This window comes from Paenibacillus spongiae (genome assembly GCF_024734895.1).
Lineage (GTDB): Bacteria > Bacillota > Bacilli > Paenibacillales > Paenibacillaceae > Paenibacillus_Z > Paenibacillus_Z spongiae.
This window is the reverse complement of the sequence record NZ_CP091430.1, coordinates 3,011,872-3,032,800: the sequence shown is the minus strand read 5'-3', so window position 1 is coordinate 3,032,800 and position 20,929 is coordinate 3,011,872. Positions and strand designations below refer to the sequence as shown.

General features: G+C 49.5%; 18 protein-coding genes. 4 read left to right on the top strand and 14 right to left on the bottom strand.

The window, feature by feature from the left end:
* Window positions 1-77: 77 nt before the first annotated feature.
* The 4 genes from L1F29_RS14025 to L1F29_RS14010 all read right to left on the bottom strand — a co-directional run bounded on the left by L1F29_RS14025 (window position 78) and on the right by L1F29_RS14010 (window position 3,495).
* On the bottom strand, window positions 78-908 hold the full coding sequence (locus L1F29_RS14025) for a sugar phosphate isomerase/epimerase family protein (protein WP_258388918.1): 831 nt from the start codon (window positions 906-908) through the stop codon (window positions 78-80).
* A 97-nt stretch (window positions 909-1,005) separates the two neighbouring features.
* Window positions 1,006-1,992, bottom strand: coding sequence for a zinc-dependent alcohol dehydrogenase family protein (locus L1F29_RS14020; RefSeq protein ID WP_258388917.1), 987 nt, complete (start codon window positions 1,990-1,992; stop codon window positions 1,006-1,008).
* A gap of 22 nt (window positions 1,993-2,014) precedes the next feature.
* Entirely contained in the window at window positions 2,015-2,467 is a 453-nt protein-coding gene (locus L1F29_RS14015) for a GNAT family N-acetyltransferase (RefSeq protein WP_258388916.1), read from the bottom strand.
* Window positions 2,468-2,715: 248 nt separating this feature from the next.
* The gene (locus L1F29_RS14010) at window positions 2,716-3,495 is read right to left on the bottom strand and encodes a squalene/phytoene synthase family protein (RefSeq protein WP_258388915.1); all 780 of its coding nucleotides are present in this window, start codon (window positions 3,493-3,495) and stop codon (window positions 2,716-2,718) included.
* A 243-nt stretch (window positions 3,496-3,738) separates the two neighbouring features.
* Between L1F29_RS14010 and L1F29_RS14005 the strand changes: the two genes are divergently transcribed.
* Window positions 3,739-4,812, top strand: coding sequence for a M42 family metallopeptidase (locus tag L1F29_RS14005; RefSeq protein WP_258388914.1), 1,074 nt, complete (start codon window positions 3,739-3,741; stop codon window positions 4,810-4,812).
* A gap of 91 nt (window positions 4,813-4,903) precedes the next feature.
* Here the strand turns inward: L1F29_RS14005 and L1F29_RS14000 are convergent, their stop codons facing one another.
* Window positions 4,904-6,274, bottom strand: coding sequence for a UDP-N-acetylmuramoyl-tripeptide--D-alanyl-D-alanine ligase (locus tag L1F29_RS14000; RefSeq protein ID WP_258388913.1), 1,371 nt, complete (start codon window positions 6,272-6,274; stop codon window positions 4,904-4,906).
* Window positions 6,275-6,527: 253 nt separating this feature from the next.
* Between L1F29_RS14000 and wecB the strand changes: the two genes are divergently transcribed.
* The gene (gene wecB, locus L1F29_RS13995; protein ID WP_258389687.1) at window positions 6,528-7,664 is read left to right on the top strand and encodes a non-hydrolyzing UDP-N-acetylglucosamine 2-epimerase; all 1,137 of its coding nucleotides are present in this window, start codon (window positions 6,528-6,530) and stop codon (window positions 7,662-7,664) included.
* A gap of 96 nt (window positions 7,665-7,760) precedes the next feature.
* On the opposite strand, the gene L1F29_RS13990 is transcribed toward wecB, so the two are convergent.
* The 8 genes from L1F29_RS13990 to L1F29_RS13955 all read right to left on the bottom strand — a co-directional run bounded on the left by L1F29_RS13990 (window position 7,761) and on the right by L1F29_RS13955 (window position 16,991).
* Window positions 7,761-8,825 (bottom strand): Gfo/Idh/MocA family protein, encoded by a 1,065-nt coding sequence (locus tag L1F29_RS13990; protein ID WP_258388912.1) that lies wholly within the window; start codon window positions 8,823-8,825, stop codon window positions 7,761-7,763.
* A gap of 280 nt (window positions 8,826-9,105) precedes the next feature.
* A complete protein-coding gene (locus L1F29_RS13985) occupies window positions 9,106-11,433 on the bottom strand; it encodes an ABC transporter permease (RefSeq protein WP_258388911.1) in 2,328 nt (775 codons plus the stop codon).
* On the bottom strand, window positions 11,433-12,137 hold the full coding sequence (locus L1F29_RS13980) for an ABC transporter ATP-binding protein (protein ID WP_258388910.1): 705 nt from the start codon (window positions 12,135-12,137) through the stop codon (window positions 11,433-11,435). The genes L1F29_RS13985 and L1F29_RS13980 overlap by 1 nt, the downstream gene beginning before the upstream one ends.
* Window positions 12,138-12,193: 56 nt before the next feature.
* Window positions 12,194-12,328, bottom strand: coding sequence for a hypothetical protein (locus L1F29_RS13975; RefSeq protein WP_258388909.1), 135 nt, complete (start codon window positions 12,326-12,328; stop codon window positions 12,194-12,196).
* Window positions 12,329-12,650: 322 nt separating this feature from the next.
* Window positions 12,651-14,081, bottom strand: a complete 1,431-nt coding sequence (locus L1F29_RS13970; RefSeq protein ID WP_258388908.1) for an ABC transporter substrate-binding protein — start codon at window positions 14,079-14,081, stop codon at window positions 12,651-12,653.
* Between the two features lie 33 nt (window positions 14,082-14,114).
* The gene (locus L1F29_RS13965; RefSeq protein WP_258388907.1) at window positions 14,115-15,236 is read right to left on the bottom strand and encodes an efflux RND transporter periplasmic adaptor subunit; all 1,122 of its coding nucleotides are present in this window, start codon (window positions 15,234-15,236) and stop codon (window positions 14,115-14,117) included.
* 16 nt (window positions 15,237-15,252) lie between these two features.
* The gene (locus tag L1F29_RS13960; RefSeq protein ID WP_258388906.1) at window positions 15,253-16,101 is read right to left on the bottom strand and encodes a carbohydrate ABC transporter permease; all 849 of its coding nucleotides are present in this window, start codon (window positions 16,099-16,101) and stop codon (window positions 15,253-15,255) included.
* Window positions 16,102-16,112: 11 nt separating this feature from the next.
* Window positions 16,113-16,991, bottom strand: coding sequence for a carbohydrate ABC transporter permease (locus L1F29_RS13955; RefSeq protein WP_258388905.1), 879 nt, complete (start codon window positions 16,989-16,991; stop codon window positions 16,113-16,115).
* A 163-nt stretch (window positions 16,992-17,154) separates the two neighbouring features.
* Here L1F29_RS13955 and L1F29_RS13950 point away from each other — a divergent pair, with 163 nt between their 5' ends.
* Together L1F29_RS13950 and L1F29_RS13945 are read left to right on the top strand one after the other, a co-directional pair.
* On the top strand, window positions 17,155-17,826 hold the full coding sequence (locus tag L1F29_RS13950) for a response regulator transcription factor (protein WP_258388904.1): 672 nt from the start codon (window positions 17,155-17,157) through the stop codon (window positions 17,824-17,826).
* Window positions 17,823-19,280: a sensor histidine kinase gene (locus L1F29_RS13945; protein WP_258388903.1), complete on the top strand. Its 1,458-nt coding sequence runs from the start codon at window positions 17,823-17,825 to the stop codon at window positions 19,278-19,280. Before L1F29_RS13950 ends, L1F29_RS13945 begins: the two co-directional genes overlap by 4 nt.
* 130 nt (window positions 19,281-19,410) lie before the next feature.
* On the opposite strand, the gene pdxR is transcribed toward L1F29_RS13945, so the two are convergent.
* Window positions 19,411-20,841 carry a MocR-like pyridoxine biosynthesis transcription factor PdxR gene (gene pdxR, locus L1F29_RS13940; protein ID WP_258388902.1) on the bottom strand — a complete coding sequence of 477 codons (1,431 nt, stop codon included), beginning with the start codon at window positions 20,839-20,841 and terminating at the stop codon, window positions 19,411-19,413.
* Window positions 20,842-20,929: the final 88 nt, after the last annotated feature.

The window sequence follows — 20,929 nt, the reverse complement described above, 5'->3', positions numbered from 1 at the left end:
CGGTTCATCTTACCGCATAAACGAGCCAAAGGCGGGATCACAAGATCCCGCCTTCTTTCTCAGCATATGCGCTTTCCTCAAGCATACTTCTTAATGAGCTCTATCGCCTTGCGAGCGCCTTCAATCTCATCTCCATCAGCAGGTACGCTCTCCACGCCCCATATACCTTGGAAGCCATTCGCTTTCAGAAGCTTAATGAATGCGGGAATATTCTGCGTCAGCTCTTGACCTTCTTCGGTATAATGGAAGGTCTTGATATGCGTGGCTTCCGCATATTTCGCGCATTTGAGCCAGCCTTCAGCCTGCTTCCCCGGAGCCCAGTTCCATGAATCGAGAAGAAGCCCGAGCTTCGGCACGGCTTCCAGCAGCTTCACGACCTGATCCGGAAACCTCGTCGGTCCCCAATGATTCTCGACGATGATTTTGACTCCGGAATCATGAGCGCGCCGAATGACGTCCTCATATCCTTCGACAATGATCTCGAAAGCAGCGTCATCAGGCGCATCCGGACCGCCCGAATCGATACGGATATGCGATGCGCCCAGCCGCTCGGCAATCGAAATCCAGCGGTAAGCCTTCGCCCGGTTCGTTCTCCTCGCTTCTTCATCCTGCTCATAGATATGGGCACCGTCTACGGCTATGCATCCGAACGGCAATCCCGCCTCATCCGCAGCCGCCTTCACTTCATCCAGATATCCGTCGTCCATCGCTGTCAGATGGTGGGACTTGTCCGGATTCGATCCGGCATGGAGAACGTCTTGCCCCTGGTCGATCTTGGCCAGATGCGCGTTCCACGGCTCCAGATGGGTGCATCCCAGATTCTTGCTATCGATAATGTATTGAAAAATATCCTGCTTGCCTGCCGCCAATAACCGGTGAAAACTGAAGGAACAAACACTAATCTCCATGAAACTTGACCTCCTCCGATAGTAGAAGCTTATTATTGTACAATGGGGTCGTTCCGTCTGGCCGTCAGCCTGCATGATACGTTGACAACGCATTCAATCAGCTGGTCAAAACAATTTTACCGCCTGAACTTGATGATACAGCAGCATGCATGGCTTTAACCACATCATGAAGCGGATAACGTCCCCTAATATTCATAAGACGAAGCTGCTCGCGTTCGGTCAATTGAATGATGGCTCGAAATGCGCCCTGCCACTCTTCTGCCGATACGGTCTGCAGCCAATTTCTGAGATGAAACAGCTTGATATTCACTCCTGTACCAAGTGCCTGCCGGGCTAAATTCACCGGCTTACCCGATAAGAGGCCTATGCTGACCAGCATCCCTCCGGGCCGCACGCTTCGTAGCAATGCCACGCCTTCATCGCCGCCGATACAATCGACAGCAGCGCTTGCACCCCGTCCTCCCGTTAGCTCCATAATGGCTTGGTAAACTTTCGTATCGGAAGTATTCACCACCGAGAAAGCACCCAGCGATAATAAATCCTTCGTATGAACATCGCTTCGTGTCAATGCGATCAGCTTGAAACCAAAGTTGGAGGAAAGCTGCGCGAATATGCGTCCGAAGGAAGATCCGCCTGCATTGACGATTACAACATCCTTCGCCTGCAAGGCCATAACTTCTGCACATAATACCCAAGCGGTCAAAGGGTTTATGTACAATTGACACGCTGCGTCATCTTCAATCGAAGAAGGAACGGCAACCGCCCATTGTGCCGGAGCTGCAACCAACTCCTGCCACGTTCCCTCGCCGCGCAGCGGGAGGACGCGTTGTCCAAGCAGCGCGTGCGGAACAGCCGGTCCGATCTCTTCAACAACACCCACGCCCTCATAGCCCGGTATAGAAGGCAGAGGTGTCCGGTGCGGATATGCCCCTCGGATAGGGATCCAATCCGACGGATTAATCGAACGCGCATTCATGCGGACACGTATTTGGCCAGTAAGAAGCTTGGCGGGCTCTCTGTGCTCAATCTGCAGCACCTCGGCCGGTTCGCCGAACCGATCATACGTTACGACTCTCGGATGCAATACGGATGATCCCCTTCCTGCCTTACAAGTCTTGTGAAAGGCGCACCATATCGATCACCTGGATGCCGTTCTCGTAAATCTCCTCGTCATAGTGCCGGATGAAGAAATCCCGGTCGATACCGGTTATTCGAAACCCGCATTTCTGATACAGGGCAAGCTGTACGACGCCGGAATTTCCCGTTCCGATTTCAATGGTCTTATACCCCAGCGACCTGGCCTGCTGAACGGCATGGTTGACCAGCCGCTTGCCGAACCCTTGACCATGGCAGCTCTCATCGACGGCAACATTCACGATCTCGACGGTATCCGGCCTTGTAGGCAGCAGCACATATACCCCGATCAACGCATCTTCCTTCTCGGCGACGAAACATTGTCCTCGTTCAAGATAAGCCGTAACCAGCCGCTCCGATGGGTCGGCTAATAATAGTAGATCCATCGGAGGCTTCTCGCTTGCTTCCAATTGTCTGATTATCATGCTGTTCTCCTTTCCAACCGCCTGTCGAGCCGCTCGGGATTGTCTGTCTTATCTGCTCATGATAGCGTTCACAGCTCCGCTTTATCATAGCATAAATCCCCAGTGAACTTGAACTATCTAAACACAGCCCGCTGCGCAGGCAGTTTGCTGTAGTTGATTTCTGAATTCCGGAACCCTCTACAGCAGCCTGCATACAAAAAAAGACCTAAACTCCGGGAAGAGTCTCGGCCTTTTGCCTGCAGATCGGCTTAATTCAATTTGCTGACGATTTTCAACACTGCGTCTCTTGTCAATTTGTTGCCTCCTGCAGCGATCAGTTTCACTGTCGCATGTGCGAGCGCCAATGGGATTTTGCAGAAATCCATTGCCGGACCCTTCGGCAGCTCTTTCGTATACTCGTCAGCCAGCTTCAAATTACGGCGCGTATAAGCCAGCATGTCTTTAAATTCCCATCCGTCAGGGAAGAAATCCACGCCGCGCTTCAAATCTTCCGCCCGGTTACGAACAATATTGACCGCCTGCAGCCCTCTGCCGAATGCAACGGCCTTCACCATATCCGATTTGGTGCCGTCGAACCAATGCCACAGCTCGGATAACATCTCGCCTACCATCCCGGCAACGCTGTACGTATATTTGTCCAGATCCTCTTCGGTCTTGATGCTGAAGCCTTTGCTGACCCAATCGGCCATCTGTTCAGACATCTTCGCCGTGTAACGGATAACGGTTGGCCTAATCGAAGGCGGACAGAGAAGCACCCATTCCGGGAGCTGCACCGTAACGGCCGGCAAAACCGCCGCATGCGGCGACAGCAGCTTGTGTATCCCATTAACGGGATCCGGGGAATGAAGCTCATCGCGGATTCCCTTCAGCAGCTCCACCTTTAACGTATCGGGCAGCTCCTCATGATCCTCAATTTCATCTATAGCCCGCATGGCCAAATATGCGGCAGTTACCGCCTCCTTCAGACCTTCCGTCATGCGGCTGATCGGAATATAGAACGTTCGGCTCGTTTTCTGTAACATGGTCATTGCATCATTCAGGACGACGTTAGTAATGAGAATTCCCTCCAAAAAAGTATCTTGACGTTCATTATTTTTGCTTATTCATTTATGATAACATACGTGGACATGTTCAATCTACATTGCTCCTGCCGTAACATGGAAAGTTCTTTTTTAAAGATCGGGACAACGCGCTGCTTCATCGCATTGACAGGCGGATTAGGAATGATTAAGGTAGGAGCATATACAGTACCTATTTAAAGGAGGATACGAATGAGACAGGAAACGATGGAGATGTTTCGCATTCTGACCGAGCTGCCCGGGGCACCGGGCTACGAGGACGAGGTCAGACGTTACGTACGCGCGCAGCTGGAGCAGCACACGGAAGAAATCGTAACGGACCGGCTCGGTAGTATCTTCGGCGTCTTACGCGGCGATAATGCGGGTCCGAAGGTCATGGTCAACGGACATATGGATGAAGTCGGGTTTATGGTAAATAAGATTACCGACAATGGTATGCTTAAGTTTCAAGCGCTCGGAGGCTGGTGGAGCCAGGTTCTCCTCGCGCAGCGGGTCGATATCATCACCAAGAACGGGAAAATTCCGGGCGTAATCGGGTCAACGCCGCCTCATCTTCTCGATGAAGCTCAGCGCAGCAAGCCTGTCGATATCACCGCCATGTTCATCGATATCGGCGCCGACAGCCGCGAGCATGCTGTCCAGATGGGCGTTATGCCCGGCAACGCCGTAGTACCTGTCTGCCCCTTCACGCCGCTGGCTGAAGGCAAGAAGATTATGGCCAAGGCTTGGGACAACCGTTTCGGTGTTGGACTGGCTCTTGAGCTGATCAAGGAGCTGAAGAGAGAAGCTCTGCCTAATGTGCTCTATGCCGGCGCAACCGTTCAAGAGGAGGTCGGGCTTCGCGGAGCGCAGACAGCCGCCGCGCTTATCCAACCGGACATCTGCTATACGCTCGATGCAGGTCCTGCCAACGATGCGAGCGGCGACAAGAATGCATTCGGCCAGATCGGAAGCGGTACGCTCATTCGGATTCTGGACAGTTCGATTGTGCCGAACCGCAAGCTCACCGAGTTTATTCTGGATACCGCCGAGACGAACCGGATACCCTATCAGTTCTTCATCTCGCCGGGAGCGACCGACGCCGGTCGGGTACATCTCTCCGGACAAGGTGTACCGACAGCCGCGCTTGGCATCTGTGCCCGCTATATCCATACCTCTGCTTCCATTATGCATACCGATGATTATGATGCCGCCAAGGAGCTGTTGGTCCAGCTGGTCAAACGGACGGACAATTCGCTGTTGAAGGCCGTAACTTCGTTCGATTAATATAACAAATAGGCGCATGCAGGAGAATGGCTCCGCATGCGCCTATTTGCCATGTTCCGGGTCGTACACACATTCATCGCTGCACAACCGATCAGGCGAGCGCAGTTACGATGTTCTCCAACGCCATCCCTCTCGAACCTTTAATCAGAATCGCACCGGTCGGGGTCGGCTGGATCGTATTCCTGATCTCCTGGATAAGCTCCTGCATGTCAGTAAACGCCCTCACCCGACCTTTCGGAAAACTGCTCGCTGCTTCCTCCGCAATTTCCCGTGCAAGCACTCCCAGCGTAAACAGATAATCGATTCTCCCCGGATTGACTATCCTTCCGATTTCCCGATGAAAGATTCGTTCATTCACGCCGAGCTCCAGCATGTCTCCGAGCACGATTATTTTGCATGGATATTCAGTAAGTACCTCGAAGGTCTCTATGGCTGCCTTCACGGATACCGGACTTGCGTTCCAGGCATCGTTAATAATGGTGAACCCTGCCGCCGTTCTGATCACTTCCATGCGCATGCCGGATACAGATAGCTGCTGCAGCCCTCTACGTATATCCGACTCACCGACGGATAGAAGTTCAGCGACGGCAATAGCCGCTATAGCATTAAGTGCATTATGTTTCCCGGGTAAAGGGATCTGGTACGAAGCTGCGCCATGAGAAAATCTTGTTCCCGCAGCACCTGTAGTTATGGCATCTGCCCTGTACGCATTGGACTCCTGCTCCCCGAAGCATAGGCATTGTAATGGCTGCGGCAGAGCCTTTATACCATTCAAAAGCAAGGGTTCATCTCCATTAAGAAGGAGTACGCCTTCGGGAGGCATTCCCACCGCAATCTCCAGCTTAGCGGCAGCGATCTCCTCGCGTGATCCGAGTGTTGCAAGATGCGAGACGCCAATCATCGTAATCACAGCCAGGTCAGGCTTCGCGATTCGGGATAAACGCTCGATTTGCCCGCGTTCGCTCATCCCCATTTCGATCACGGCGATTTCCGTATCCGGAGCTATCCGCAGCAATGTCAGCGGAACGCCCACTTGACTGTTCAAATTGCCCTTCGTCTTATGAACCTTATAGGTTGTTCCAAGAATTGAATCAATCATGTCCTTCGTCGTCGTCTTTCCGTTGCTTCCGGTAATGCCGATCACTTTCACGGGCTGCTGGGCACGATAGGCGCCCGCCAGCAATTGCAAAGCTTCCATGCCGCTGTCGACGAAGATGATCGGAATATGCAGTGGAGGGTTCGGATGGTCGGTCTGCCAGAGAGCCGCCGCGGCACCGCTTGCGATCGCTTCCGGAACATAGTCGTGGCCATCCTTCACTCTGACGATCGGGATAAAGAGATTTCCGGGTTCTACGCTCTTCGAATCAATGGAGACGCCTCGAATCTCGATCCCATCCCATTTGGACTGCAGACCGCCGCCTCCCGTCATCCGCTCGATTTCCTTCAATGTCCGCGTAATCAAGCCTTCACCCTCCTAGATGAAACATTATATGGCCAACGTCCTTGGCTGTCCCGCGAAAGAAGCCCTTCATTCACTTGGTATCTAGACCCATATTAGCTAAATGATGTCGGCATGTAAATGATTTCAACGGCGCCATTCTATGATTTGGGTTCATGTATCTATTACCCTATCATTATGGTAATATTAGGTAGGTTTTTTACAGAAACTGATACTAAGGGGGTCTTCGAAGTTGAACGCAATTAAGAAGAAGATTATGGTTGTCTTCGGTACAAGGCCGGAAGCGACCAAGATGTGCCCGGTGGTGCAGGAGCTTCATCGTCATTCGGAATGGTTTGAAACCAAAGTCGTCGTTACAGGCCAGCATCGGGAACAGCTGCATCAAGCGCTTCGTCACTTTTCGATTGAGCCTGATGTCGACTTATCACTTATGAAGGAAAACCAAACCCTTGCTTATCTTACCTCTTCCGCCATTACGGGGCTCGATCGGATCATGACGGAGGACAAGCCCGATCTCATATTGGTACACGGCGATACTCAAACCGCCATGTGCGGAGGATTGGCTGCCTTTTTCCACAAAATCCCCGTTGGACATATTGAAGCCGGCTTGCGTTCCCATAACAAATACTCGCCTTGGCCTGAGGAAGTCAATCGGAGAATTGTCGATGTCGTAGCGGATTTACTATTTGCGCCCACATCGGTGGGCAAAGATAACCTAACGCGGGAAGGCTATGGCGCTGAACAAATCTATATCACGGGACAAACGGCCGTCGACGCTGCTATTTTGACCAATAGAGAAGATTATGCCTTCCAAGAAGCAAGATTAAATGATCTCATTGGGCATCAAGGGAGAATCCTAACCGTAACGGCTCATCGCAGAGAAAACTATGGATTGCCGATGAAACAGATGTTTAGCGCCATCCGCCGGGTCGCCGATGAGCATCCCGATGTCTCTGTCATTTATCCCGTTCATCTAAGCCCCTCCGTTCGTGATGCAGCTAATACGATTCTTTCCGGACATGACCGAATCCATTTGCTGGAACCGATTGAATACCCGGACATGATCAATCTCATATCCCGTTCCTATCTCGTATTAAGCGATTCAGGCGGCCTACAAGAAGAAACGCCCGTATTCCAGAAACCGCTCGTACTGATGCGCGATACAACCGAACGTCCGGAAGCCGTTACGGCGAATGCCGTCTATCTTGCGGGAACGGAGGAAGACTCCATCTATGACATTACTACTAGGCTTCTCACCGATCCGAAGCTATATCATATCATGGCCAATGCCGGAAACCCCTTCGGGGATGGTCAAGCGTCCAGACGGATCGCGCAAATCATTGCGCATCACTTTGGGCTAACCGAACGTCTTCCTGACGAATTCGAGGGGTGAATTCCCCGTTTCTTCTCCATGATGAAGGGCTCCTGCAAACCCGCAAGAGCCCTCTTCGCCAATCGAAACCGGCATCACATTAACCGTAACGTAAATTTAGTCCCCATTCAGATGTTTCCTTAAATAGCTCTGAACGTCGACGACTTGACCGGTGTGAGCGCTTTCGATGGCAGCAAACAACAGCGCGGTGCACTGCAGATTGTCGTCCAGGTTGTTTGGCGGCGCTTCTCCTTCGTTTATCCAGTTGACGAACATTTCGGCCAACCAGGGATTCTTCCATGCTCTTTGCTTTTTCATTGAGATCGTCGCATTCTCCGCGTGGGGATAGCCGAGGTGGCTCCTGACGGTAATCTCCCGCCGGTTCAATTCAAGCGTTGCGTTCTCGCATTCCGCCCGGAAATATTCTTCTGTCCAGCCGTTCAATGTCGTCGCGTTCGCCTTTGCCCCTTCATAGAAAGCGTTTACCCCATTTTCCATTTCGATCGTAATGAAGCCGGTGCTGTCGCCGGAAAAATCACTCCAGCCGGGATTCCACGTTTTGGCGTATACGGTCTTGGCATTGGAACCGCTTAATGAACGCAGAATGTCAAAATGATGAACCGTTCCTTCAATTAAGAGCGGATCCGCAATTCCGTACCGGAAAGCGCCCCATGCCGGATATTGCCTGCATTCGCATGTAAAACGGCTGACGATATAATTCAATTCCCCATATGTTTTGGATCGCAGCAGGCCCTCCAGCGTCTGTTTATCCTGGTCGAATCGATGACTCATCGTAACGGCCATCTTCTTGCCCGCTTGCTTCACCTTCTTATAAATCCGGCAGCTGCTCTCCATACTATCGGAGATCGGCTTCTCGGAAAGGATATGGCAATCATGCGCAAGGGCGATATCCACCATTTGTTCGTGGTAAGCCGGCGGTACGACGACGATAGCAAAGTCTGCCGCGTTCTCGGCAAACGCTCTGTGGACGTCGGTATAGCATTTGTCCGGCGGTAAACCCAAAGAGTCGATGATGCTGCGGTGAGCTTCCGGATTGACATCGACTGCGGCCACAGCCTCCGCTATACCCAGCTCCTTCACAATATAAGGCAGTACGGCGCTGCACCAGTAGGAACCGAATCCTCCGGTGCCGATTTGAATAAACCGCATTCTTTTTGTCATATTGATCACTCCCTTCGACATTTCTTTTCGTTCGTATTCAATAATGAAATCGCCGTTATTTGGCCGATGCGTCATTCTCTATCTATTAGTTATGCTAACTAATAGTGTGAAATTACTTTTTTCGATCATAAATACCCACCGATTATGGTCCGCTCTTAGAATTCCCGCATACAAGAGATCGGTCCAGCTTGTCTTTATTCAATAAGCAACATATCGTCCTTACAAGAGGCTATTAATAAGTTTCATAAACGAGATCGGGGCTTGTTAGGCTATTTCTCCATTATTCTATACTTTTTAATGATTCGATCATATTTATTTTGGTTACTTTTCTCCTAAGTAGTAAGTTAGACAGAATGGTAAGTAAGTATGCGAGAATAACAGATACCAATATGATAAAAATATTTAATTTATCTGGGATTTGCTGATGTGGACTAGACAGTGCCTTTACAATAATTGTATACATATAGCCACTTATCGGTAAAGCTACAATAACCGCAAATGTGGTTAGTATGATGTTTTCAAAAAAGATAAGTCTGTTTATTTTATTTTTTTGATAGCCTAATACCTTAAGTGTGGCAAGCTCACGATTCCTTTCATAAATGTTTATGGAAGATATCGTATATATGGCGCCAAAGGATAGTATGACGGCACAAATGATAAACATGATAAAAATAAAACTATTTTGTTTCAAAATATATTGAGCTGATTGCTTTAGATCATTCTTATCTGCAATTGTATCTACATGTTGATCTTGTTCAAAGAAGTTACGAACGCTTGTAAGATCTGTGGAGCTATTTGCTTCAACTAACAGTGAGGTCGGATTGTAGTCGATGTCAAAGCTCTTTAAATAGGCTGGTGTGATATAAAACGACGGATTCGAGTACTGGGTAGATAGTTGTAAAACCTTCATATCGGCCGTTTTATTAGCAAGCTCTGGTGCTGTGAACTTGATTTGGATGATGTCCCCTTCTGCAATATGATAGTTGTCCGCGTATGATTGGGGCACCAGCACACCATTGTCTTCCAAAGTGATCCGATTATCATTTTCGTCGAAGAAATGAATAAGATTGTTTTCTTTCTCCGTAACAACTAACGTAGCATTTTCGTTGTCATCACCTTTTATGAATTCCACGGGAAAGGTGGATAAATCATAACTATTTTTAATGCCGGCGGGTTGTTGTAACGTATCCGAAGCTGTTCCACTCGCATAATCTACTCTTAAATCATAGGTATTCACCTCTTCAATCTGGTCAGCTACTTTTTGCAAGGCCGTTTGAGTGCCGAAAGCTGTGATCAATAAAACCGTGCTTACCACAACACCAACGGAACTCGCTAACGCTTTTTGTTTATTTAAAAAAATATTTCTCAAAATAAGTTTGTAGCTATAGGAAATATGACTCCAGATCCCTGGAATTCTTTCTATGAGCAGCTTTTTCATCTTCTTTGGCGGTTTGGGACGCATAGCCTGAGCCGCCCGTTCTTGTAGTATGACTCTGCCACTCAAGTAACAGGACAGGATTCCGAAAGCACTAGAGAAAATGATGGGAGGAATAACAGAAAATAAGGATAGGGAGAAGGTAATGTCAGGCAGCGAGTAGGCCCTTGCATTCGACGCCGTTATTAATGGAATAAATACAATAGCGGCAATGGCACAACCTAGGATGGAGCCTATGATACCTACCAGCACAGGGTATCCCATGTAATGAAGCATGATGCTTCTGTTTTTTACCCCCAAAGCCTTCATAATACCTACTTGATTTCTTTGAGAATCAATGATCCGCGACATGGTGAGAAACAGGATAATCGCTTCAATCATATAGAGGACCAACGGGATAACCCTGCTCATCAATTTATTATTATGGATCGTTTGTTGCAGTTGAGAATAACTGAACGTCCGCTCTTTACTAATTTGGTTTACATAGGAGAGTGCTTTGGATTGTGCTTCAATGGATTGACCTAATTTGTCAATATCGTAACCGTCTTGAGCATCAATCATGATTTCGTTATAGAAAAGGCCGTCTGAGATTTCAGGTATTGTCTCTTCGGCAATATAAGCTACTCCGTAGGTTTTATGGTCTTGTATTTCGTTCTTTTTTGCATGTTCAACATTCTCACCCAAGCCGCTAATGGTAAACGTCAAAATCTTTTCATTCGCACTTATGCTGATTGGATCACCGACTAGATACTGATGTTCTTTTGCATAATGGGAATCTAGTAAAATTTCATCCTTTTTTTGAGGGAACCTGCCCTCAATCATCGTAGGCGAATTGATTTCATTGTTTACAGGAATCGAATGAACGGTTAATGAAGCTTTATTATCTTCAAAGGCTTGCATGGCATCAAAGGTATAACGTCCTTCTATTCTAGTTATACCTTCTATTTCGCTTAACCCAGCCGCATCATCTTTGGAAATTTGGCTGTAATATACATTCAAGTCGCTTAAATTATGTTCTTTAAAGTAAACCTTCGTATAAGCGCTAAGATTATCGCTTAACGTGACCAGCCCCGCATAGAAAAAAGCTCCTACTGCGATAACCAAAACAAAGGCTATAAATTGCCCTATAGATTGTCTAATATCCCTTAGTAATTTTAAAAATAATTTCTTCATTACCACTCGATCCCTTCAACACCCTGTTTTTCATGATTCATCGTAACACTTTCGATCATCCCGCTTTTAACCTTAATAATTTTATCAGCCATAGGAGCAATCGCGGAATTATGTGTGACCAAAACGACGCACTTTTTCGTATCCTTGTTCAAATCTTGAAGAAGTTTTAAAACGGACTTACCTGTAACATAATCCAAAGCTCCGGTTGGTTCATCACAGAGTAAAAGTAAAGGATTTTTGGCAACAGCTCTCGCTATAGCAACTCTTTGTTGTTCTCCTCCAGAGAGCTGGGAAGGGAAGTTTTTGATACGACTCTTTAATCCAACTTTATGTAAAATATCTTTTGCATCCAGATGGTTTTTACAGACTTCAGTGGCAAATTCAACATTTTCTAGAGCGTTTAAATTCGGAATTAAGTTATAGAATTGAAATACAAAGCCAATTTTCTCACCGCGATATTCTGTTAATTTTTTTTCGCCCATTCTTGTTATTTCTTGATCACCAACAAACACTTGACCTGAGGTAGCCGTATCCATACCGCCAAGTATATTCAAAATCGTACTTTTACCGGCACCACTTGCACCCAATATAACGACGAATTCTCCCTCTGATATGGAAAAATCAACACCATCAAGGGCCTTGATTAGTACTTCTCCTATTTTGTATTCTTTCGTTACTTTTTTGAATTCGATTAACTTTTTCACTTCTTACAACTCCTCGCATAGTATTTTTGAAGGCGGGCACCCAGGTCTGAGATCAGTTAGGAATCGCGCATTGCTTCCATCATATACCAAACGAAAGAAGTTGCTTCCTGCACCCGATGTATTTTGGCTTCGGTCTCCAGAATGAGTTTGATTTTGCCGCCGCTTCCGCTTTTTTCGTCTCCATGTACCATGACTCGGGAACGCCAAAAGGAGATATATGAGCTTCTTCAGTTTTGCTGATAAGGTTCGGTCATACGACTAGCGACTGACTTAGCGCATGATTGTCCGAACGGTCGACCCTGCAGCCGTTTCATCGCCAATTCAACGTGCACGCAAAAAAAACGGAGCAACCTCTAAAAGGCTGCTCCGATCGAATCATTACTAAATTTACAACTACGCGATTTATTACTGTGCTTAGCATTCCCGCTTTCGCATCCTCCTCCATAATCCAGAAACAAAGCCTGTTCCGCAGATAAACTCGCGAATAGGCTTTGTCTGATGATCCGGTTGCCCTTACTCGTTCAAATAGGTTTTGGCCCGATTCTGAATCAGCTTCGCGACGGTTTCCGCTGTTTTCTCTCCGGCAAAGAATGCGGCAGTCTCGGCTTCCACGATGTCCATCAATCGGGGATCGCTGCCATGGAAATACCCGGCTTGCCCGATGTAGGCCATCACTTGTTCCACCTCTTGTGCCGTGACTTCTGCCGGTTCCTGCGCTTTGTCACTCGAAGCACCCGTGGTTGTGGGCTCCATGGGCTCCATGGGCATGGACTCCATGGACTCCATCTCCGTTGGCTGCATCATTCCCGATCCGGCTCCCTGCAGCTTACCGGCGGTGGCAGCTTTATTCATCGGGAACCACATAAACATGCCCGGATTGGACTGCGCCTCTTCCGACAGCAAATAGCTCAGAAATTTCCACGCTTCATCGGTCACCCCGGATTTGGAGTTGATCGCCAGCATCAGGTTGGATGAGAAGCGCAATCCCGCCTGCTTGCCGCTCCCGGGCGGATTCCAGATTTGCCGCTTGGACTGCAGCGTTTCCAACGCAAACGCGGGATAGGCAAACATATCAATGCGAAAAACATCCCGGTTTTCGAAGAGCTTGACATAGTTGTCGGACAGCATTCCCGCTCCGTACAATTCCTTCAACTGATTCAGGAGCCCGGCAAACTCCCCGGTATCAAAGCTGACCGTTTTCTCCTCCTGGTTGATGTAACGATCGTAGTCGGACATCACGATCATACGCAGCAGCGCTGTGGGCGTAATTGCCCCCATAATTTCCAGATCGCCCGGCAGCTCCTTCGCGAGCTTCGCCCCCTGTTGCAGCAGATCGCTCCACGTCCAGTTCGCGTCATCCACCTTCAACTGCTCCGGCCCCAGCCCGCTGCTCACGGTGTGAATGCCAAACCAGATCGGTGCGACCACCTTCTTGCCCCCACCATTGGCCGCGTCCATGACATTGCCAAACAGGCTCGCGGGATCAAATCCCGGGTCCTTCTCCATCAGGGCTCCAAGGTCGGCAAGCACTCCCTTGTCCGCATATTTCTGATAATCCAATTCACTGACAGAGACAATGTCGGCTCCCTTGCCGGACATGAGATCGGTGTTTATCGCGTTCCGATATTTCTCCAGGTCAGCCGGCTTGAACCCTTCCAGTGGATTAAAAGTCGTGTTGGGGGATCGTTCAGGCAGCGCCACATACTCCTTAATGACGATATCCACATCCGGATTCTTGCTTTCGTAAGCCGCCTCGGCTTGCTCCAGCCACCCTCCCGGGTCTTTCTGCACAACGGCAATCGTCACGACCGTTTTCCCCCCGGTTGATCCGCTCGCCACGTTTTTCCCGCCGACCTCGACCTCATTCTTAACATTCGAGCTAGAGCAAGCCGTTGCGGTGACAGCGAGCACAATCAGCCCAATCACCCAAGTCCATCTTCTCATCTCGCAAACTCCTCTCCTCTCCTGTTCTTCAACCTACATTCTGACTAGATCGCCCTCATTCACAGGCTCGTTGCTTTCCGTCATAACCTTGTCATCTTCCATCAATCCGTCCAGTATCGCCTGGTTCTGCTCATCCGCTTCTCCAAGCGTGACATAACGTTTCCGGATCGTAAATTGATTGTCAAGCGGCCCCCTCCGTTCTTCCACAATGTATACAAAATGGCCTTGCGCATCGCTATCCACGATTTCCTTCGGCACCGTCGCCATCGCTAGTCCGGACTTTCGCTCCCAATGAATACCTACAGCTTCACCCCCTTTCAGCTTTGTAGCGGTAACATGAAAGGAAAGCTGTTTCCCGGCTGCGGTAGTCTCGGTTGCTTCCGCATCCTTGATGTCGGCCACGGTGGCTCGAATCAAGTGTTGCCGGTTCCCGTTCAGATAGAGCTCGACCTCCTCGCCAACCTTCAGTCCGCGAACCTGTTCATTCGCAACTGCCAGCGTCCAGCCAAAACCCTGGCTCAGATCCGCAATTTGGACGACAGGCTGCCTAGGATCAGTGGGAATTCCAAGATCGGCATTTACCTCGGTCACGATTCCGCCCTTCGGCGCAACCACAAATTGTTGCTTGCTTAAGGCTTCCCGCATAATCCTCAGTTTTCGCTCCTGAATTTGCATATCCAGCTTCAGATGTTCCATATTCACTCGCGCCTGAAGCAGATTCGCATCCGACGACTGATCGTGGACGGCCGCTTTATACGCGGTCTGATACGCGCTCTGCATCGTCTCCAGCTGCAGTTGGTTCTTCTTGTATTGCACCTCTGCATCAAGCAGCTCGTTGCGGGCCTCGGTTGTATCAAGCGTCAGCAGCCTTTGCCCTTTCTTCACCTCATCCCCCACCTCCGCTTCGATTAGCGCTACCTTCCAACCGGAGTTGTCGTATACCTTTTCGATCGCTCGCGGCGTCAGCGTGCCTTCACCTTTGATCACATGGTTCAACTGCTGAAACACCGGCTTCACGGTTTGCACTTTCGGATACGTCAACTGCTGTAAGGTGTTGGAGAAGAAGGTCACGAGCAGCATCAGCCCGAAGAACAGCGATGCGGCGATGCGGATGTTTCGTTTGCGCCTGTCACGAAGTACATTCCCGATTTCCATTATTCAACCTGCCTTTCTACCCTTTCACACCCGATAACTGAATGCCTTCAATCAAATCGTTCTCTGCATACAAGAAGACGAACACCATCGGGAGCATATACAACACAGCTGCGGCAAATGCCAGCCCGAGCTCCCCTTCATTAATTCGGGACAAATAGATGGACAACGGCTGCTTGAACGCGTCATGCAAGAAGATCAGCGGCTGCTCCACCATATTCCAATAATCAACGAACGCCAGAATGACCAGGGCGGCAATGCCGGGACGAGACATGGCGACAATGATCTGCACGAAGATGGTCACGTAACCGGCGCCGTCGATTTTCGCGGCCTCCACATAGGAGCGGGGAATTCCGATCATGAACTGCCGGATCAGGAAGACGCCGAAGGCCGAGAAGATGCCCGGAAGAATAATCGCCGCGCGGCTGTCCAGCAAGCCAAGCCAGTCCATGGCCAAATAATTCGGCACCAACGTCACTTGAAAAGGCATCAGCATCGTTATGATGTAAAGGAAAAACAACGTTTCTCTGCCGCGAAATTGAAATTGCGACAGCCCGAATGCCGCCATGGTCGCCACGACGGCTTGTCCCGCCACAATAGGCACCACCAGCAGCAAGGAATTCCAGAACATGATCAAAAACTGCATGCGTTCAAACAACAGCGACCTGTACTGCTCCAGACTGACCCGGTCGGGAATCCATTTCAGATTGACATAACCGGCATCTGTTTCTTCCATGCTGTAATTAAACCGGATTTCGGCTTCTGTCATAAAGGAATTGCTGACCGTAAGCACAAGCGGAAACAGCATGATCAATGCCAGGATGAGCAGAACGGAGAAGCGCGCGCCTGTTTTCAACGTTTCCTTCATGCGTCCCTCCATTACGACACGCTATCGTGAAATTTCCGTTCGAAACGGAACAGGATCATCACCACAAGGATAATCGCCGCAGCCATCAGGAAGGACGCGGAGGTAAGCTTCTGGTAATCCAAAGCCTGGAACATGTTATTCATGTAATGCTGGAGAAAATAGATGCTTTCATGCGGATAATCCCCCGCAATCAGATACGTCTCCCGAAACACCTTGAATGAACTGATGATCGACATGATCGCAACAAAAAACGTCGTTGGCGTCAGACAAACCAGTGTAATGGAGAACAATTGCCGGAGCGGCCCGGCGCCATCCAGACCGGCCGCCTCGTAGTAGTCCTTCGGAATGTTCTGCAATCCGGCCAGAAACAGGATCATGTTATAGCCAATCGTCTTCCACAGATAGACCAGCAGCACAACGACGCGGGCCCAAGGCGAGTTCATCCAGTCTGCGGCCGCGCTTCCCCATAGCGTCCAGAGCGCATTGACTGCACCGGAGCGATCGAACAACAGCTGCCATACCAGAACAATCGAAGCCACCGGCACGACAAGCGGCATGACATACGCGGCCCTGAGCCAATTGCGCAGCGGCAATGCGCGACCCAGCATCATCGCCAGCGCCAGTGAGATCGCCATTACGAGCGGTACGCCCATTAAGGTGAACAGACCGCTGTTCTGTGCGGCAAGGCGGAAGGAATCGCTCTGTAACAGCTCCCTGTAGTTGGCCAGGCCGACAAACGAACCTTGCGTGGGACTGTCCATCAGGGAATAATAAAACCCGGCGCCAAACGGCAGCAAATAGAACAGGGCAAATCCCGCCAGACTGGGTGCCAGAAATAACAGGGCGATGTTCGTCTCGCGATTTAATCTCGTTTTCACTATGTTCCTCATGGGCATCCCCCTTCGGAACCCATCATACGGCGGTCGTGTGAAATTCGTATGAAAACCGTTTGAAATTCACAAGAAGATGGTTGTCCGGCTCCATTTTCATATAGAATTCATATCGACGTGGTATGATCTGGTAAAGAAAATCGCCAATTAAAGAAGGTGCCTTATGTCTGAAGCCATATTGATCGTTGAAGACGACCGCTATATTCAGGAGTTGATCGCGGAATATCTGAAAGCGCAGGGGTACGATGTGGACGTCGCCAGCGACGGAGCCGAGGGATATCGGAAGTTTGCCGAGAGGACATTCGATCTTGTGCTGTTGGATGTTATGCTGCCGAATATGGATGGATACTCCATCTGCCGAATGATTCGCAACCAGTGTAAGACGCCGATTATTATGATGACCGCCTTAAGCGAGGAGAAGGATCAATTGCAGGCCTTCGAGCTTCTGGCCGATGATTATATTGCCAAGCCGTTCTCCTTCAATGTGCTTGTCAAGCGGGTCGAGGCGGTCTTGCGAAGATCGCGCCCGGAATCGAAACCGAGGGAATTGCTGTATGGCCGCATTCGTCTGGACTGCGACAGCTATAAGGCCTTTGTTGATGACGCGCCCGTTGAACTGACCGTTCGGGAGTTCTCTATTGTTGCCTATCTGATTGAAAATGCAGGGAGAACCATTACCCGCGAGATGATACTGGATCGCGTATGGGGATACGACTTTTTCGGCGATACGCGGCTGGTCGACGCCCATATCAAAAACATTCGCAAAAAAATGGGGATCTCATGCATTGAAACGATTAAAGGCATCGGCTATTTAATGGAAGGACGGCTGGCATGAGCAAGCATAGAAGCATAGCTTTTAAAATTTTTGTGCTGACCAGTCTCGTCCTGGTTGCTTTTGCGCTATTGTTGTATGTAACCTTGTATTTTATTTTGCCGTCCTTTTATTTGCAGAACAAATCCGCCGACTTGGATAAGGGCATCACTCGCTTGCTGGAGACCTTCCCGCAAGAAGACTGGACAGAAGCCGTTAAGCGGCTGGATGAATTCTCCTTGCGTTACAATGCCTCCCTGTCCGTGCAAGACAGCTCGGGCAAATGGGTGTACCCTGCCTTCCCCATATGGCCTTCCTTTCCGCGTGTGGAATTTGAAACGGCCACGGAAAAGGATGGCTTTGATTCCACCATCATCATTTCTACTCCGGAGTTGACTGAAGCGCCGAAGATGATTTCCCGTACGAATCTCCCCTTGCCCGGATACGAATCTAGCGGTTATACGTTGTCTGTGCTGGCTTCCCTGCAGCCGATTGATGAAGCGACGCGAATGCTCCTGCGGCTCCTCCCGCATATGGCGCTTATGATTCTGGTGATTGCCGTACTGGGGGCGCTTGTGTACACGCGCTTGATCGCCCGTCCGCTGATCGGCATCAGCCAAGTAGCCAAGCGACTGGCCCAACTGGATTTCTCGGAGCGCTCCCGACATGATTCCCGAGATGAGATCGGCGATATTTCCCGCTCTCTGAACGAGCTTTCCATGAATTTGCAGCATGCCATGCAGGAGCTTACCGAAGCCAATGCGCAGCTGAAAGATGATATTCAGCGGAAGGAGGAAGAGGAGGCGTTGCGGCGGGAATTTATGGCCATGATCTCCCATGAGTTGAAAACACCTATTACAGCCGTATCTGGACAGCTTGAGGCGATGCTGCACAATGTCGGGCCTTATCGGGATCGGGACAAATATCTGGCGCAATCCCATCACATTCTGAAAGAGATGGAGAAGCTGGTCTACGAAATTCTGGATATCTCGCGGCTGGAGAACCATCACTTTCAGCCGAGCATGGCCGCTGTGAATGTGTCCGCGCTCATTCGGGAAGCAGCCGAGCAGATTCAGTACGTATGCGAGCTGAACGGCATTAGGCTGGAGGCCGACCTCGCAGAGGGCCTATGGGTGACAGGAGACACACGTCTGCTGTCCAAGGCCGTCTCCAATGTGATGAGCAATGCGGTCTACTATACGCGGAGCGGCGAGCAAATCCGGATCGTCCTGCATGCCGATGCGGGACATGTGCGCTTAAGCGTGCTGAACACCGGGGCGTATATAGAGCCAAGCGAAATTCCCAAGCTGTTCAAGCCGTTCTACCGCATTGAGAGATCCCGGAGCCGCACGACCGGAGGCAGCGGCCTGGGGCTGTATATCGTCAATACCATACTGAATATCCATCAGTCGGAATACAGCCTGTCCAATACCGGGGAGGGTGTGCTTTTTTCGGTTCGATGGAAGAATGATAACTAGCCTAGAGGCCGATTTTGCAGCGAAGCCCCTCCCTCCCCGCAGCATTCGGCAGTAGGGAGGGGGCTTGCACGGTGCCGCGCCGTACCCGTTCCATAAATTATTTCATACTAATTTGCTTACAGAGATAACCCTATAAGATCAACTCCGCAAGACGATGAATCCCCTGCTCAATCGATGCTTCATCTACTTTTGCAAACCCCAACACCCATCCCTTTCGTTTGCTTTCCAAACAATAGGGTCCAAGAGGGTACACTCGAATTCCCTTTTGAAGGGCTAACTTTGTCACGGTTTCTTCGTCGTATGACTCTTCAGCTTCAAGGAACATATGCAATCCCGTTTCTACTCCACTTAGTGTGAAACGCTCCCCTATACCGCTAGCCATAATAGCCTTTGTCATGGCTTCGTGCCTTCGTCGGTACACATTTCTGACTCTTCTCATATGGCGCATAAAATGCCCATTCTTGATGAAGTGGGTTAATGTTAGCTGATCCATAATCGGAAGATGACGGTAAGTCAGCTCCTGTACCCTGGCTAGTTGAGCAATTGCCTCGACAGATCCAACGATAGCCGAAATACGAATGCCAGGAGCAATCATTTTAGAAAAACTCATGAGGTACAAGGTATTATTAGATGCCTGGCTAAACAGCGTTGGAAGCGGTTCCCCACGATATCGAAATTCACTATCATAATCGTCCTCAATGATCCAGAATTGTTCTTGAACGGCCTTATGCAGCAATTGTTGCCTACGCGGCTCCGACATAACGACCCCTGTCGCGCACTGGTGCGAAGGGGTCACAAAGATCAGTTTGGATTGTGGATGAATACGCTCAACCATAAGACCATACTCATCAACGGGAACGGGCACCACATTCATACGCCGATATTTCATCGCCATCCAGGCAGCTGGATAACCGGGATCTTCTACAGAGACAGTGTCCCCCTCAGATAAAAGCAACTGTGCGATTAAGTCAATGCTATGCTGAGATCCTGAAGTCAACAGAATCTGATCGGTTTGGATATGGATTCCTCGTTCTAGTGATAAATAACGCTGAATTTGCTCACGTAATGGTGTGAAACCATAGGGATTACCGTAAGCCCAGCTTGATAAATCCATTGCAGCGGATGCGTGTAGAAGCGATTGTCGCCAGTTTTTTTGAAATTGTCCATCCAAATAGGGTTCATGGGGACTATAATCAATATCCACTTCTCGATGTTCTTTGCCTCTGAACCAGTCATGTAATTGATCGATCGCCGAGTTCAACAAGGGAAGTGTTGGGGGGATGGGACCATCTGCTATTATTTCCTTCGTTGACCCAGTGACTTGCTTCCATTGACTAACTCGCGTTCCTCCTCGGCGAGATGTAACCGTATAGCCTCGACTTAGCAATTCCTCATAGACGATCTGTATCGTTGAGCGAGAGACACCTGCCAGGTGAGCGAGTTCGCGGGACGGAATCAGCAACTCTCCTGGGGGCCAGATTCCGCTTGTAATATTATGAATGGCTTGATCAAGCAATTGCTTCCAGATCGGTCTGTGATCATTCCGGTTTACTTTCAACATCGTGCACACCCCCAAATAGAAGCTCAAATCAAAAAATACTAATTATGGATTGCTTATAATCGTGAACTTTGGATGTTTATGAACACTC

Bases quoted from the DNA above. Each gene is read 5' to 3' on its own strand.
- L1F29_RS14025 (WP_258388918.1), bottom strand. From the start codon at position 908: ATGGAGATTAGTGTTTGTTCCTTCAGTTTTCACCGGTTATTGGCGGCA.
- L1F29_RS14015 (WP_258388916.1), bottom strand. From the start codon at position 2,467: ATGATAATCAGACAATTGGAAGCAAGCGAGAAGCCTCCGATGGATCTA.
- L1F29_RS14010 (WP_258388915.1), bottom strand. From the start codon at position 3,495: ATGACCATGTTACAGAAAACGAGCCGAACGTTCTATATTCCGATCAGC.
- L1F29_RS14005 (WP_258388914.1), top strand. From the start codon at position 3,739: ATGAGACAGGAAACGATGGAGATGTTTCGCATTCTGACCGAGCTGCCC.
- wecB (WP_258389687.1), top strand. From the start codon at position 6,528: ATGGTTGTCTTCGGTACAAGGCCGGAAGCGACCAAGATGTGCCCGGTG.
- L1F29_RS13990 (WP_258388912.1), bottom strand. From the start codon at position 8,825: ATGACAAAAAGAATGCGGTTTATTCAAATCGGCACCGGAGGATTCGGT.
- L1F29_RS13985 (WP_258388911.1), bottom strand. From the start codon at position 11,433: ATGAAGAAATTATTTTTAAAATTACTAAGGGATATTAGACAATCTATA.
- L1F29_RS13975 (WP_258388909.1), bottom strand. From the start codon at position 12,328: ATGGTACATGGAGACGAAAAAAGCGGAAGCGGCGGCAAAATCAAACTC.
- L1F29_RS13970 (WP_258388908.1), bottom strand. From the start codon at position 14,081: ATGAGAAGATGGACTTGGGTGATTGGGCTGATTGTGCTCGCTGTCACC.
- L1F29_RS13965 (WP_258388907.1), bottom strand. From the start codon at position 15,236: ATGGAAATCGGGAATGTACTTCGTGACAGGCGCAAACGAAACATCCGC.
- L1F29_RS13960 (WP_258388906.1), bottom strand. From the start codon at position 16,101: ATGAAGGAAACGTTGAAAACAGGCGCGCGCTTCTCCGTTCTGCTCATC.
- L1F29_RS13955 (WP_258388905.1), bottom strand. From the start codon at position 16,991: ATGAGGAACATAGTGAAAACGAGATTAAATCGCGAGACGAACATCGCC.
- L1F29_RS13950 (WP_258388904.1), top strand. From the start codon at position 17,155: ATGTCTGAAGCCATATTGATCGTTGAAGACGACCGCTATATTCAGGAG.
- L1F29_RS13945 (WP_258388903.1), top strand. From the start codon at position 17,823: ATGAGCAAGCATAGAAGCATAGCTTTTAAAATTTTTGTGCTGACCAGT.
- pdxR (WP_258388902.1), bottom strand. From the start codon at position 20,841: ATGTTGAAAGTAAACCGGAATGATCACAGACCGATCTGGAAGCAATTG.